Source organism: Kocuria sp. TGY1127_2 (assembly GCF_013394385.1).
GTDB lineage: Bacteria > Actinomycetota > Actinomycetes > Actinomycetales > Micrococcaceae > Rothia.
In genome coordinates, this window is the sequence record NZ_AP022834.1 from 938,932 (window position 1) to 954,104 (window position 15,173).

10 protein-coding genes and 1 pseudogene are annotated in these 15,173 nt (G+C 60.5%); 8 read left to right on the forward strand and 3 right to left on the reverse strand.

The window, feature by feature from the left end:
- The first annotated feature begins 34 nt into the window (after positions 1–34).
- From sake_RS04215 to sake_RS04230, 4 genes are all read left to right on the forward strand, one after another.
- On the forward strand, positions 35–1,045 hold the full coding sequence (locus sake_RS04215) for an SURF1 family protein (RefSeq protein WP_178945508.1): 1,011 nt from the start codon (positions 35–37) through the stop codon (positions 1,043–1,045).
- A complete protein-coding gene (locus sake_RS04220; RefSeq protein ID WP_238147640.1) occupies positions 1,035–1,598 on the forward strand; it encodes a DUF3817 domain-containing protein in 564 nt (187 codons plus the stop codon). The genes sake_RS04215 and sake_RS04220 overlap by 11 nt, the downstream gene beginning before the upstream one ends.
- A gap of 158 nt (positions 1,599–1,756) precedes the next feature.
- A complete protein-coding gene (gene guaA / locus sake_RS04225) occupies positions 1,757–3,355 on the forward strand; it encodes a glutamine-hydrolyzing GMP synthase (RefSeq protein ID WP_238147639.1) in 1,599 nt (532 codons plus the stop codon).
- A gap of 205 nt (positions 3,356–3,560) precedes the next feature.
- Positions 3,561–7,817: a DNA helicase gene (locus sake_RS04230; protein ID WP_178945509.1), complete on the forward strand. Its 4,257-nt coding sequence runs from the start codon at positions 3,561–3,563 to the stop codon at positions 7,815–7,817.
- Positions 7,818–8,228: 411 nt separating this feature from the next.
- Here sake_RS04230 and sake_RS04235 read toward each other — a convergent pair whose 3' ends face one another.
- From sake_RS04235 to sake_RS04245, 3 genes and pseudogenes are all read right to left on the reverse strand, one after another.
- Positions 8,229–8,912: an SAF domain-containing protein gene (locus sake_RS04235; protein ID WP_129360042.1), complete on the reverse strand. Its 684-nt coding sequence runs from the start codon at positions 8,910–8,912 to the stop codon at positions 8,229–8,231.
- A gap of 257 nt (positions 8,913–9,169) precedes the next feature.
- Positions 9,170–9,313: pseudogene (locus tag sake_RS13400) on the reverse strand (FmdB family zinc ribbon protein); the annotation flags it as partial.
- A gap of 41 nt (positions 9,314–9,354) precedes the next feature.
- On the reverse strand, positions 9,355–9,987 hold the full coding sequence (locus sake_RS04245; protein ID WP_178945511.1) for a 5-formyltetrahydrofolate cyclo-ligase: 633 nt from the start codon (positions 9,985–9,987) through the stop codon (positions 9,355–9,357).
- Between the two features lie 200 nt (positions 9,988–10,187).
- Between sake_RS04245 and galU the strand changes: the two genes are divergently transcribed.
- From galU to sake_RS04265, 4 genes are all read left to right on the forward strand, one after another.
- On the forward strand, positions 10,188–11,102 hold the full coding sequence (gene galU, locus sake_RS04250; protein ID WP_129360039.1) for a UTP--glucose-1-phosphate uridylyltransferase GalU: 915 nt from the start codon (positions 10,188–10,190) through the stop codon (positions 11,100–11,102).
- 173 nt (positions 11,103–11,275) lie between these two features.
- The gene (locus sake_RS04255; protein WP_178945512.1) at positions 11,276–12,367 is read left to right on the forward strand and encodes a hypothetical protein; all 1,092 of its coding nucleotides are present in this window, start codon (positions 11,276–11,278) and stop codon (positions 12,365–12,367) included.
- 133 nt (positions 12,368–12,500) lie between these two features.
- Positions 12,501–14,060: a CYTH and CHAD domain-containing protein gene (locus tag sake_RS04260; protein ID WP_178945513.1), complete on the forward strand. Its 1,560-nt coding sequence runs from the start codon at positions 12,501–12,503 to the stop codon at positions 14,058–14,060.
- A gap of 496 nt (positions 14,061–14,556) precedes the next feature.
- Entirely contained in the window at positions 14,557–15,033 is a 477-nt protein-coding gene (locus tag sake_RS04265; RefSeq protein ID WP_178945514.1) for a DedA family protein, read from the forward strand.
- Positions 15,034–15,173: the final 140 nt, after the last annotated feature.

Here is a 15,173-nt window from a genome sequence, read left to right on the forward strand (position 1 = left end):
GGAAGTCCCAGGTCCGACCGATAGGCTGGAAGCCGTGCTCAAATTAGCTTTTACCCCGAGATGGCTGGGTGCGCTGTTGCTCGCTCTGGCCTTGGCCACCGGGTTCATGCTCTTGAGCAAGTGGCAGCTTGGTACGGCCGACTCCGGCCAGATCCATGCGAATCCGGCTAAAGAAGCCGTGCAACCGCTTCAAGACGTGGCGAACCCCTCAGAACCTGTCCTGGAGAGCCAAGCCGACTCGATGGTTCAGGCCAAGGGGCACTACGTCGAGAACACGAGCCGATTGGTCGAAGGTCGGGTCAACGATGGCACGAAAGGTTATTGGGTGGTCAGCCAATTCGCCATCGACGCCGAGCCGCAGGAAACGGGCGAGAAATACTCCGTGCCCGTGGCCCGTGGATTCACGACCGACAGCGATCCCGGAAAGATTGGGACAGAGCCCACCGGGGAAATGAGCGTGGTCGGACGGCTTGTAGCCAACGAGGCCCCGGTGACCTCGCAGGACACGAAGACTGCAGGCGCTCTGGGCTCGGCGGCGACGGCCCAATTGGCCAATCTGTGGGACACGCCTCTTTATGCGGGAACAATTACCGCCGTGGCAGAAACTCCCGTCGGGCAGCCGGCTCAAGTTGACTCGGACGGGCACGTCAAGCCCGACGCTCAGTTGGCAGATCCACACGGGAATCTCGCCACGATTCATAGTGAGCAGGTCGTCGATCACTCCGTCAACTGGCTCAATATCTTCTACGCGATCGAATGGGTCGTCTTCGCAGTCTTTGCCATATACCTGTGGTGGCGCATGCTTGCTGACTCGCACGAACGCATGATCCATCCCGAGAAGTACTACGAAATCCTCCCAGCAGGGGAGGGCAATATGTTCTACGAGGAATCCACGGGTCGTTATTTCTACTACGATTCCGAAGCCCGTGAGTACTACTACTTCGATGAACCTGAAACCGGGGAGAAAGACGGCACGGATGTCGTTGCCGAGAACTCCTCCGGGTCCACGTACGACAACCAACGAGGTGACCAAGGTGGCCGATAAGCCAACCCCCAACAATCAGCCCCGTCCCGTGGAGCGTACGGATGGCAAGTCAGTTCCTTTGCCTCCTGACGCGACGCCTCAGAAAGCGGGAAACGTTCGCGCGACTCGTCGCAAATTCGGCGGAACCCAGGCTCAGATCAGGGGCGCGCTCGGGATATACAAGTACTGTGCGTGGATCTCGGGTACCTTCCTTCTTCTCCTGGTTGTCGAGATGATCACTCGATATGTGTTCGGCTACGACCTGATGGCCGGGGCAACCAACGCCTCGACCGGGGACAGTGTGGCCTTGGGATGGCTCAACCGCAACACCGGGAATCTCACGGGCGGCCTCAACATATCGACCGGAATCCTCATCATCCACGGATGGTTCTACGTGATCTATCTGTTGGCCTGTTTCCGTCTCTGGCTCCTCATGAGGTGGCCGTTGCCGCAACTGATCGTGATGGCATTGGGCGGTGTCGTTCCCTTCTTGTCATTCATCGTCGAGCGTCGCATCCACCGCGAGACGGTCTCGCAGGTCGCCGCGAACCCCAAATCCACCAAACGGTATTAGCTCCATCACGCCGGAGGCCGCGTCCGGGCGGCGAAGTTCTCCTGGAATGCCCCGTAGTTTCCGGGAGGCCCGGCCGGTTGCCCTAAACTGGCAATAACGAGACCCCACACATCTTGGGGAAACTCCGCATCGCACCCAACAAAACCGAAGGTATGGCAGTGACCCAATCCGAAACCTCGGCGACGACCGAGTTGGAAGATCGTCCCGTTCTGGTCGTCGACTACGGGGCGCAATACGCCCAACTCATCGCACGCCGCGTCCGTGACGCCAATATTTACTCGGAGATCGTGCCGCACACGATGTCGGCCGAGCAGATGCTGGCCAAAAAGCCCGCGGCCATCGTGCTGTCCGGCGGGCCCTCCAGCGTCTATGCAGACGGTGCACCAGCGGGGGACCGCGAACTGTACGAATCCGGCGTCCCGATTTTCGGCATCTGCTACGGATTCCAGGTGATGGCGCAGACCCTTGGCGGGACCGTGGCAAAAACCGGCCTCCGCGAGTATGGGGCGACCGACGCAACCCTCACAGGAGGGGGAGTCTCGTTCCTCGCGGGCACTCCGGTCGCACAGAACGTGTGGATGAGCCACGGCGACTCCGTGACGGAGGCACCCGCGGGTTTTGAGGTGCTCGCGAGCACCGAAGGGGCTCCGGTCGCGGCCTTCGTCCACGAAGGGCGAAAACTGGGTGGCGTGCAATGGCATCCTGAAGTCAAGCATTCCGATTTCGGCCAGGAGGTTCTGGAGAACTTCTTGTTCAACGTGGCGGGTCTGAAGCCGACGTGGACCACAGGCAACGTGATCGAGGAGCAAGTTGAGAAGATTCGCGCCCAGGTCGGAGACGCGCAGGTTATCTGTGCGCTGTCCGGCGGCGTCGACAGCTCGGTCGCGGCGGCGTTGGTGCACAAGGCCGTCGGAGACCAGCTGACCTGCTTCTTCATTGACCACGGTCTGCTGCGGGCCGGTGAACGCGAGCAGGTCGAACAAGACTACGCCGAAACGATGGGCATCAAGGTCGTCACCATCGACGAATCGGACCGGTTCCTGTCGGCTCTCGAGGGGGTCGCGGACCCCGAGGCCAAGCGCAAAGCCATCGGCCGAGAGTTCATTCGATCTTTCGAAGACGCCCAACGGAAACTGGTTGCCGAAGTCGGAGGCACTGGAGAGGACATCAAATTCCTCGTGCAGGGCACGCTGTACCCCGACGTGGTCGAGTCCGGCGGCGGTGAAGGCGCCGCGAACATCAAATCCCACCACAACGTCGGCGGCTTGCCCGAGGACCTCGCTTTTGACCTCGTCGAGCCCCTTCGTACCCTGTTTAAGGACGAAGTTCGTGCGATCGGTCGTCAGCTCGGAGTCCCCGAAAAGATCGTCGCTCGGCATCCTTTCCCCGGACCAGGCTTAGGCATTCGAGTGATTGGCGAAGTGACCCGCGAAAACCTGGACGTGCTCCGGGCCGCGGATGCCATTGCTCGCGCCGAGCTGACCAAGGCAGGTTTGGACAGCGAAGTCTGGCAGATGCCGGTCGTCCTGTTGTCCCAGGTTCGCTCGGTGGGCGTGCAAGGGGATGGGAGAACATATGGGCATCCCATTGTTCTTCGCCCGGTCTCCTCCGAGGACGCCATGACGGCAGATTGGTCGCGGCTCCCGTACGACTTGCTGGCGCGCATCTCGAATCGGATCACCAACGAGGTCGAGGAAGTCAATCGAGTCGTGCTCGACGTGACCTCCAAGCCTCCGGGAACCATCGAATGGGAGTAAACCCGTAGATTCAGGGTCCGCCCGAAAGACAATGGTCCGTCTCGAACTGATCGAGACGGACCATTGTCTTCCCCGCGGCGAAGGAATTTGGACGTCTATACGGAATCCCGTTCGGTGTGCTTCTACTATAGAGATGGTGCGCGGTGAAGCCGCGACCCCTAAGATGTGCGAAGAATACGCCGACCACACCGGAAGCAGAGGCAACGTGACGAAGCCACACTCCGCCGATCAGAACGAACAGGACACGTCCGAGGGAGCGACCTCGAATCCCTCGTCCGTTCCTTGGGCGAGCCCTCAGAACGCCGCAGAGGCCTCTGAAGGTCACCAGTCTTCTACGCAGGATAATGCCTCAACGCCCGGAACCCACGACCTCCGGATCGCTCGTGTCCGAACCGACGGGTCCGACGCCACTCGTCCGGAGTCCGTAACGTCGCTGGCTGATTGGTCCGAGGCACGTGCGGTTGACGGTTCCGGCGATGATGCGGGGCACAGCACTGAGCCGGGTCATTCGTCATCGGAACCCGCTGCATCTCAGGTGAGCCGGAGCAGGGGCCCTGAAGCAATGCCCGATGACGATCAAGAGAACTACCCGTCAGAGGCGCCGTCAACCGACGACCAGGGGCCTGACGAAGCGGATTCGGCGGACAATAACGAGCTGCTTCTCGACCGATGGCTGCGGCAAGTGGACGTGTACACGGGACCGGACGCCCTGCTGGACTTCAACCCGGTCGACAACGTGCACATCGATCTTTCGGGGTCCAACCCATCCGGATATGCTCAGTTGCTCGCCGGACGCAAGACCCGCCTGTCGACTATTCTGCGTGATCGTGCGACGTTCACCAACGGGGTCCGCTCTGCGCGAGCAATACGAGGCAAGATCTTTGAGCTTGATGCCGACCACGGTCTCGAAGCTGGGTTCCTCGCCGCCGGCACGGCATCGTGGTTCGCCAAGCTGAACCCCTCCGGAATCCCCGACGGGGCCCGCGGGGAACGGCGTCACATCGCACCCGTGCTCCTGGCCCCGATCGTGATCAATCCTCATCCCGACGGAGACGACTTCGAGCTGCGGATCAACGGTCCTGCGCGGCTGAACCCGGCGATGGCCCGCCAACTGCGGCGTGACTTCGGAATCGACCTCTTCGCCAACGGGGTGCATCGAAAGGCCACATCCGGGTCCCGGCTTACGCCGGAGGCGGTTCTGGAAGCTATGCGCGCGGTGTGCATGAACGTTCCGGGAATGCATATCGAAGCGCGTACCGTGATCTCGACCTTCGCGGATCTTGCGGACACCGTGGGCGAACTGCCCGAAACAGCGACGTCGGGACTATTGCGAGACATCTCCGACCTCAACCGCGCCCAGATCAACGCGCCACGGGAACCCCGTGAATTCACCTCGAATCCTCTACCAGCGAATGAGGTGGACCCGGCTGACGAGACCCTGGTTTACGATGCCGACGATACGGTTTCCGAGATTGTTCAGCGTGCTCGTGCCGGCGAGTCGATGACGGTCACGGCGCCGTCCGGAACCCATCATCTGCGTGCGGCGCTCAACGTCGCGGCCGGTCTCCTCTCCGAGGGCAAATCGGTCATGATTCTGGCCGAGCGTCGAGAAACGTTGCACAATGTGCGGCGTCGTGTGGCTGACCTCGAGCTGTCCGACCTGACCCTTGAACTCGGCGAAGAGACCGATCCTGAGGGGCTGGCCCGGGACCTGATCGAAACCATCGTCCGATACGAACAGGCGGTTGAGCCGCGGCTTGCGGGATTGCACGATGAACTCAGGAACATGAGGCGCCAGCTTGCCGAGCACGTGACTTCGCTCCATTGGAGGGACGAACGCTGGGGAGTGACACCCCTCCAAGCGATGCAGACGCTCGCGGAACTGACGTCTCGGGATCCAGGGCCGTCGACGCGGGTGCGTTTCAAGCGTGCCGTCATGGACGCTACCGTTGATCGCTCCGAGACCGTGTCCCAGTTGGAGCGGGCTGCGGAACTCCGCGCGTTCAACCCTTCGACGCGCACCGCGCCCTGGTACGGTGCTCGGCTGGTCAACACGGAAGAGACCAAACAAGCCCGGGCCCTGGTCCAGAGCCTTTTGCAGACCGCGCGTGAGCTGCGTCGCGAAATCAACGAAGGTTTCGACGGGATAGGTCTTAAGCCCGAAAGAACACTGGCGGGTTGGAAAAAGCAACTCGATTTGCTCGAAGGGATTCGGAACTCTCTATCCCGTTTCAATGGAGATATATTCGACCGTCCTGTTACGGACTTGATCGCGGCGACGGGCACCTCGACCTGGCGTCGGGAACGCGGAATCGACATGTCCGCGATTCAGCGCTCGCGTCTGCGCCGGGCCGCCAAGGAGTACATCATTCCTCAGGTGCACATCTCGGATTTGCACCAGGCCCTCATCGAGGTTCAGGCGCAGCGGGAGCAATGGCAGAGCTGGGCGGTCGAAGGCCGAACCGTCGGAATGCCGGGGAACCTCGAGAGAATCGGGAAGCTGTATGCCGAAGTAGCAGACAACCTGAGCGATCTTTCGATCGTGATGGAGGAGAGCCCTGTCCGGAAGGACTACTTCAATCTGCCGATTCCTGACCTGCTCGAGACGTTCGAAGCTATGGCCAACGACCGCATCCTGTTGGATACGCTTCCCGAACGTGAACAACTGACCCATATTCTTCGCGGAAAGGGCCTCGAGGACTTGCTCAAAGACCTCGAAGAGCGGCACGTTGCCACCGACCAGGTCGCGGCCGAGCTGGACCTCGCATGGTGGCAGTCTGCGTTCGAAATAATGCTCGAGCGGCCCGAAGTGAACTTGGTCAGTGGAAAAACGCTTTCCGAGTGGGAGTCGGCTTTCCGTCGGGCCGACGTGGCCCACGTCGCCTCGGGACCCGCTCGCGTTCGGTATGCTGCGGCGCGCGGTTGGAACCAGCGGGTCCACCTGAAGCCTGTGCAGGCCAAGGAATTGCGTCAGATACTCAAAGGGGCTCCTATTCCCCTTTCAGGATATCTGCGCAGGGCTCCGGATATCTTGGCCGGGCTGCGACCATTGTGGCTATCCAGCCCGTTTGGCGTAGGCCGTACCCTGCCTCCGTCGGCAACCGTGGACGCGGTCATCGTCTTGGATGCCGAATCCACACCCTTGGGAGCGTGCTTGGCGGCCCTGGCGAGGACGCGGCAGGTCATTGCGTTCGGGGACGAGAATTCGGGATATCCGCAACCGTTCATCGTTTCCCCGACCACCGGTGACGATCAGACACCGTCGAATGAGCGCGTCGATTCCGCGATGCATGTGCTGAGTCAGGTCCTGCCGGGCAAAACATTGGGACGTATCCATGAATGCCGTGACCAGGCTCTGGTTTCTTATCTGAACGAACACTTCTACGACGGCGCTTTGTCTGCCATGCCCTTCGGGGAAGAAGCAGTCAGCGGCGCACGTTCGATGAGGGTCGACTATTTGCGCAAACAGAAACCCGACGACCGCGTAGGGGCTCCCGTCATCGAGTCCCCGAAAGCCGAGGTGCGCGCCGTCGTGGACATGGTTTTTGAGCATGCTTCACGTGATCCGCGGCAGTCTCTTGCCGTCCTGACCGCCAGCCCCCGGCACGCTGCGCGCATTGCCGAAGGGATTCGCAGGGACTTGGACTCTCATCCGGAGCTCCGAGATTTCTTCGAGCCCGGATTGGAGCCATTCCGCGTCCTCGATCTGGCACGTGCTCAGGGATTGACTCGCGATCGGGTGATTTTCAGTTTGGGTGTTGCTCCGGAGGCAGGGTCCCGAGCATCGCACTTCGGGCAGCTCTCCGACGAACACGGGCGCCAGCGCTTCGTGAAGGCGATGTCTACAGCGAGGTTCCACACTCGAGTGGTGAGCTCGTTGAGTCTTGATCAGCTCCGCGAGAGCGAACTCCGGAACGGGATGACGGATTTGGTGGGCTTCCTGGAATCCTATGAGGCCGCGCACTCCGTTTCCGAGCCGGAGCAGGCTTCCATCTTGGCGCCCGAACACGCGATCAGCGAGTTTCTGTCAGTCCACGATTCCAATGAAGAGGAATACAAGGCGGATTGGCTCTTGGCCGACCTTGCTCGTCGCTTGAGGGTGGCCGGGGCAGAGGTTTCAGTGACGCCTGGACAGGAAATCGATGGTTTGGCCACTGCACGAGCCGAGTCGATGTCCGCGGGGGCGGTTCTGAGCCCCCGGGCACGAACAGCCGGAACAGCAGACGGAAACGGCGGGGCGGCCATGCAACTTCCTGTTGCCTTGTCGACTGACGGGACGACTCAGTACGCGTCCCTGTCAGTTCGTGAGAGATCGCGGTTGAGACCCGAAAGGCTCGAGCGCACCGGTTGGAACCACGTGTCCTTGTGGACGGTCGATGTATTCGCCGACCCCCAGTCGGTTGCCGATCGCATACTGGGTTACTTGGGGCTTGAGACCCCCGAGGTACCGGAGCAGCGATGACCTCCGGTCCTTCTGACAGCGGTACGCCTGCGCCCGACAACGAATCTTCGGGCGCAGGTCCCCGCGAGACCGACAAAGATACTGGGGGCGCGAGAAAATTCCGCCACCGTGGACCGCGACGCGCGACCGGCGGCACCTCCGCGAGCCAAGGGGAACCGGAACGGTTGGCAGGTATTGCCGGATCTGCACCGACGCTTCATGGCCAGAGTACAAGCGGTTCCGGCTCGTCCAAAGCATCGGGGACGGCCCAGCCCGAAGACGCTCGAAGCCGGTGGCTGCGCGAACAGCGGCCCCCTCATTGGGATTGAACTCTTCGCCTCGTTCTCTTCCGATGAGAATTCCGCAACCCAGCTGCGGCATCGAAGACTCGGGTGGCACCGGAAATATCGGTATTACGGCGACTATCCCGGATCATCCTTCGGGGCTTCTGGCTACGACGACAGCCTCACTATTCAATCCGGCCAACTGCTCCGCGGTGGACGGATCAACGGCAAAGAATGCCAAGTTTCCTCCTGAATTCGAGCCCGAATTCTGGAGGAGAGGTGAATTCTGTGGATTTTCCGGAGCCAATATCAGCAGCCCCTCTGCCTTGACCTGTTCGCCATGGTTTCCGGCCACGAACAGGTGAACCGGCGCCGACTGTCCTATGAACTTCAAAGAATCCGGGTCTCGGACTCGCAGACCCATGGCAACCATTCCGTCAGGCAATCTTTGAATGAGGTGGGCGGAGACCGTCATCGAGGCCGTAACCTGTTGGCCGAGATCAACCGGCACAGCGAGCCTGGAACCGGTCAGAGAATCGATTCGCGCACTGGCCTCTGGCACGGAATCGGCCCACGCCCCCAAGACCTCGATGGATTCGAGGTCGGCCTCCGAAATCCTGTGTCCCGCGGGCAGAGCTCGCTTCGCTACCACAATTTCAGCACTCGAGCCCTGTATCGAAGGTTTCAGGAACACGCTGGCCACGGCGGACCCGACCAGCAGGACGACCCCCAGAAAGCGTGCTCGGCGGCTGACCCGGGAGCGGAGGCGGACACTGATCGGAACGGTCTTGTGGAACCCGCGGCGCGTGGCCTGATGCCGGAAAATACGCATAGGCCTACGGTCGCAAAGTCCCCGGCCTCCTCCATTCGGCTCTGGCCCAGAAACAGTCTTTTGGGTACAACCTGTCCGGCGTCTGAGTCAGAAAATCACATGTGGGAAACCTAGGAATCGCTACCGGAGGATGTCGTCGTCGTGGACGCTGAAGTCGACGTCGAGGAAGAGCCGGAGGACGAGTCTCCGGCCGAGTCTCCGGAGCCAGAAGAATTGGACGAAGACTTGGAATCGGTGCTGTAGAAGCCGCTTCCCTTAAAGCTCACCCCAACAGTGTTGAACTTCTTTCGCAGTGCGCTCACATGGCACTCGGGGCACTCTTTCAACGCGTTGTCCGTGAAAGCCTGACGGATATCGAATGCATGCTGACAGTTCTTGCACACATACGCGTAAACGGGCATGAAGAGTCTCCTCTGAATCGGTGGGATGCGGCGAACCTATTTTACGGCGACTGACGAATTCTCGTGAATCCTTCATCGGTGCAGACCTGGGGCAACCGCGCATCGTGCGATTCCGAAGGCACGCGCCCGGCCTCCAGAAATTCGTCGGCAAAACAAATGCCGATGTCGGCGGCGATGTGAGGTCCGTGTGCCGCGGCCTCGAGAGCAGTATCGTAAAACCCGCCGCCGTAGCCGAGCCGCACACCTCGAGCATCGATCGCCAGAGCCGGTACGAGCCGAAGTTCGGCTTGAACAAAGGCTTCTGCGCCGAGGCGAGGGCCAACCGGTTCCTGGATTCCGAATCGGCTGATCTCGACCCGGGTATCCGGGGTCCAGCGTGTCCAGTCAAGGACCCTGCCCGGTCGCGAGATGGGCGCCAGAATCGTCCTCCCGGATTCGTATATTGATCTGAGGGCGGGTCGGATCGGGGGCTCGGTCGCGGTCGGCAGGAAGGCACATACCGTGCCGTTGATCGGGACAGTCTCGATCACGAAATCCAAAAGTGCATTTCGCCAGGAATCCGCCAGGAGCCGGCGCTGCACACCCTCGCTGTCCTGTTCACACCGGTAGACGCGTGCCGCGAGCAGTTTCGTCCGAAGGTCTGACTTTGCCCGGACGAGCTTGCTGGTGTTCATCGGCGATCCTCCGGCTTCGGGTGCAACGGCCTAGGGCTTCCTACCGTAGTCCATCTCCCAATATTCGGTTTACGGGGAAAGCGAATCCGAACGAGGAGATCCGTCGCGGTATTACACGGCGCATGACAAACAAAGGCAAGGCTACGAAGCAACCTTGATAAACCCAAGGTTTTTCCCAGATCCTCAGCTATTCTGAAGGTATGTCCGCAAATCATTCACAGAAACCAGTCACCAAGGCTGTGATTCCGGCCGCAGGACTAGGTACTCGGTTCCTGCCGGCCACCAAAGCCAGCCCCAAGGAGATGCTGCCGGTCGTCGACCGTCCAGCCATCCAATACGTGGTTCAAGAGGCCGTGTCCGCGGGTCTCGATGACATCCTCATGATCACCGGCCGTTCCAAACGAGCCTTGGAAGATCACTTTGACCGCATCCCCGATTTGGAGGCGTCACTCGCGGCCTCCGGCAAAGACGATCTCCTCAAATCGGTTCAACAAGCCACCGCACTGGGGGAGTTGCACTACCTTCGTCAGGGTGACCCGAAGGGACTTGGCCACGCGGTCCTCCGCGCGAAGACGCACGTTGGGAACTCGCCTTTTGCCGTGTTGCTGGGCGACGATTTGATCGACGAGCAAGAAGATCTGCTCGTGCGCATGATCCAGGCCCAAGAGGAAACCGGCGGCAGCGTTGTGGCCCTCATGGAGGTCCCGCAGGATCAGATCAGCGCGTATGGCTGTGCAGCGGTGGAGCCCGTCGAGGGGCAGGATTACGTTAAGGTCACCGGTATGGTCGAGAAGCCCAAACCGGAAGATGCGCCTTCCAACCTGGCGATCATCGGTCGTTATGTTCTGCACCCGCATGTCTTCGACGTTCTTGAGGAAACCCCTCCCGGACGTGGTGACGAAATCCAACTGACCGATGCGCTCGAGACGCTCGGCCAAGGCACCGGAGAAGGGGAAGGCGTGTACGGGGTTGTCTTTAACGGCCGTCGCTTCGACACCGGAGACAAGCTCTCTTATCTGAAGGCAAATGTGATTTTGGCGGCCGAGCGCGAAGATCTGGGCCCCGGTCTTCGGTCGTGGCTCAAGGAATTCGTACAAACGCTGCCTTCCGAATGATGCACTAATCGCAAAGCCAACGTGTCCGTGAATGCGGGGTCCTCGTGAGGGGCCCCGCATTCGTCGTATTCCGAAGGTGTTTCGGATTGCGTCTGTGAAACGCAGGGATTTATCAGGTGACACGCCAGGAGACAGAGAGTTGGTGTACGCCACAAGAACGATAAACTACAGGCGTGTCTTTCTCATGGGTTTCGGCTTCCAGCATTCTGCTGATCGTCGCTTTCATCCTCGTCGCGTGGTCGGTGCGCAGCATCGATCGACGTCGTCGGCCTTCGGTGGTCGCCCAAGTCATGGCTACCGATATCATGGAAAACACAGAACCCGCCTTCCCCCGGGACCACGTGCTACTGCGTCAAAGGAATGACATGAACAGTAACCAGTCCCCACACGTCTCCTCCGGGGCATCCACGGAAACCTCCGTGGTCTACGAGGAAGAGAAACGGCACGAGGGAGTACGCGTTCCCCGTCCACCGAGGTCCACCTCGCACGGATCAGCTACGGAGGCTGTAAAGCCCCGCATCCGTACAGGACGAACTGTCGCGGCTGTTATCGGCCTGATTGCCCTCGTATTCGGGCTGATCACCGGAATTCTCGCCCCGTTCACTGCTATCGCCTGGCCTTTGCCGGTCTTCCTTCTGATCGTGGGGCTTGGTGCCTTCGGCAGCCTGCGATACTTGGCGCTTTCAGACCGAGGTCTCATGGGGCCCGGTCGGGCGATCTCTCAGAACGCGTCTCGGGACCTGGCACCGTCTGAGGAAGATGACCGCTCCGACGAATGGGTCGTCGAAGGTGACTACCTGACCACGGCCGACGACCCTGCCGAGGGAGAGGGCCTCGTCGTCAAGCAGTCTCAGGGTGTGTACGACAACGAAAGTTCTTCGGCAAAACCGCAGGACCCCGTTGCAGACGTGGGATCGGTCGAAACCGTGACCTATGATGCGCCGTCCGCCGGATCAGGCATGCCCGGTGCCCAGGAGGTTCCGAATGTTGAAGAGCCCGGATTGGACATTGAGTCTCTGCGTGAACAAGCCCGCCGTGTAGCCGCCGGCAAGCCGGTGGCTTTCACCCCGGCGACCAGTCAGTGGTCGCCGGTCGAATTGCCCAAGCCGACGTACGTCGATGCTCCTGCGGCGCGCCGCGAAGCTCCCAGCCCTGTGGAAGTCCCGACGGAGCCGAAATCAACGTCTTCCACCTTGGCGGAAGCGGCCAAGAAGGGTGACTCCGTTCTCAACTTGGACGACGTACTTTCTCGTAGGCGAGCCTGACCGCGGACCACCTGATATCACGCAGCCCGTCGGGAACCCGGCGGGCTGTGTGATATCCCTGAAATGCTTCCGGTATTCGCGAGCCACTCCTGCGTCCGAGACGGGCGCTAACGAACCAAGAGCATTGAGGATCATGAGTACAACGCACCAAGAAATTGAACGCAAATACGAAGCTCCGGCCGATGGTGACCTCACGCCTGACCTGAGTGGCCTCCAACGGCTCATTGCCGAGGTGGAGCCTCAGATCCAAGAGCTCGACGCAACATACTTCGATACGGATTCGCGCGATCTGGCCCGTGAAAAGGTCATCCTGCGCCGGCGTCGTGGTGGCCATGATGAAGGCTGGCACATCAAGTTCGTACTGGGGGAAGGGCGCCAAGAAGTTCATTTCGGGCTTCTCAAAGACGAAAACACGATGCCGGCTGCGGTCAAGGACGTTTTATCAGGCATCACCGTCGGTGAGAACCTGAGCCCGATCGCACGGTTGACAACCCGTCGCGAACGCACGATTCTTCGGGACCGGGATGGCCAGGAGATCGCGGAGCTGTGCGATGATTCCGTGCGCTCGACCGACTACGCCACAGGAATCGAGAGGGCCTGGCGGGAATGGGAAGTCGAGCTTCTGGCAGAGGATCTCTCCCTGAAGGCGCAAGCCGAAGTCTTCAAAGAGGTCGAGGAGGTTCTGGAACAGGTCGGCGCAACGTCGTCGAGTGCAGTGGCCAAGATTTCCCGCGCGCTCGGGCAGGATCCGAAGTTCGACGCCGATGCCGGCATCGAGGTCCCTCGGAACCGCGGGGACGAAGCTGGCGGACCCCATCTCACTGGCTCGCAATCCCTGATTTCTGCCGTCATCCATGAGTTCCTCGACGATGTCCCTGCGCTTGACCTCGGTGTTCGAGTCGGTGTCAGTGATTCGGTACATCAACTTCGAATCAGATTTCGTGGCATCCGGGGCGTACTGAGAGGGCTACGCGGGATCATCGACAGAGATGCCGAAAAGTGTCTGAATGGCAGGATCAAGACGACCGGCGTGGCGCTGAGCGATGCGCGTGACCTCGAAGTCGTGCGTGAAATCCTGGGTGCACAAGATGGGTGGAACCGTCTGACCAAAGTGGCTCAAGAGCAGCTGAGCGCATTGCTCGATGAGGACGAAGAGGCGGCTGTTCGCGTAGCCAGGAGCCGGCTGTCATCTGCGGAACACCTCGCTCTGATGAAAGATCTGAGGGAGTTCGCTCGGCAGCCCCGGCTCGACGACGTCGCCTCCGGCTGGGGATCGAAAAAAATCGCCAAAACGATGCTGGATACCCTGAGCGACCGATTGTACAAACGAAGTGGACGGGTCCAAGACCTGGACGACCCGACGATCGGCGAGGTCCTGGAGAATCTCCACGATGTACGAAAGGCTGCGAAATCGTTGCGGTACGCGATCGAGTCCCTGTGGGCCGAGTCAGAGGTACCGAAAAAACGGGTCAAAGATGTCACCTCGGAGAGAAAGCGGTCGAAGAAAATCCAATCCCAACTCGGCGAGATTCTGGATCTGAACGTCACGAGAGAGTGGCTGGAACGGGCGGCACGGGTTTTCCAGCGCAGGGGTTTGGATCGATACGCCGTGGGGCTCCTCGCGGGAGAGGTCGACACCCGATTGAAGGAATCCCTGGAGAAGGGGGTCGTGAAGGTGCGGCACATCCATTAAGTCATCGGTCCGGAGTGTAAACGGTTGGTGCGCAGCATGCTGCCGCCGCATATAGCTTCAGGCCTCTGGGAGCCAGAATTAATGACGAGTGGGCCCCGGGGATTCCCCGAGGCCCACTCTTTGCATCACACACAGGAAGAAGGTCTTCACTCACTGGAGGCGCCGACCGCTGTAAGTTCGCTCGAAAGCGACCGTCCCAGGTTTGCCTCCCGGCTATTTGGTAATAAAAACATTACCTAATGTCCTGAGGGTCCGCTACCCCTAATTTAGGATTGCCTGCATTTTCTTGACGACGTGCTGTCCCTAAGTGCCATATGGCCTTGTTCAGCAGTGGATTCTCTCTTGGCGGACGCTGCAAAAATGACAAAGGTCACAGCCGATGGCCTTGAGGTTCAGGCATGCGATCCCGCCGCGAGCCTTGCAACTCTTGAGGCTTGGGCCCGAGTGTGGTCCATCGAACCTGATGAGCCGGGGAATCTTCGGTAAGCTAGACGATATGCATGGATGGATCGAAAGCCTGGACCTCGGGATTGCGATCCTTTTCTTCTGGGGTGTCGGCGTCGTCCGCACGTCACTCGTATACGGGATCGGCAGGGCTGCTGCGGCCGGGGGCCGAAGGGCAGGCAAGCTGAGGGCAGCCTTCGAAACGCCTCTGTACAGGCACGCCGAAGCATTTGTTAATCGCTGGGGAGTCCTCGCCGTGCCTGCCTGTTTCCTGACGGTCGGGTTCCAGACCGCCGTCATTGGCGTCACGGGTTTCACACGCATGCCTCTGCCTCGGTGGGTACCCGCGATGCTCGTCGGAACCCTCATTTGGGGAACTATCTACGGCACGGTGGGCATGGCTGTGGTGTGGGCCTGGCTTCAGCGGCCGTGGCTCGCGGCCGTCGCGATCCTCATCGTGATCGTGGCGATCGTCGCGATCAAGTACTGGCCGCGACGCGTCCGGTCGAGCCAGACGACGAAGCTATAAGCCCCAGCCTTTTCCAGGATGCGAGCCACCTCCGGACCGCACGGGCACAGTGAGGCAGTCTTCCGTCCGCCGAACGGCCCGATGCGCGGCATCCTGCGAGGACCAAGCTTCCGGAAACGGCAAAACCCCGTTCCCTGAAT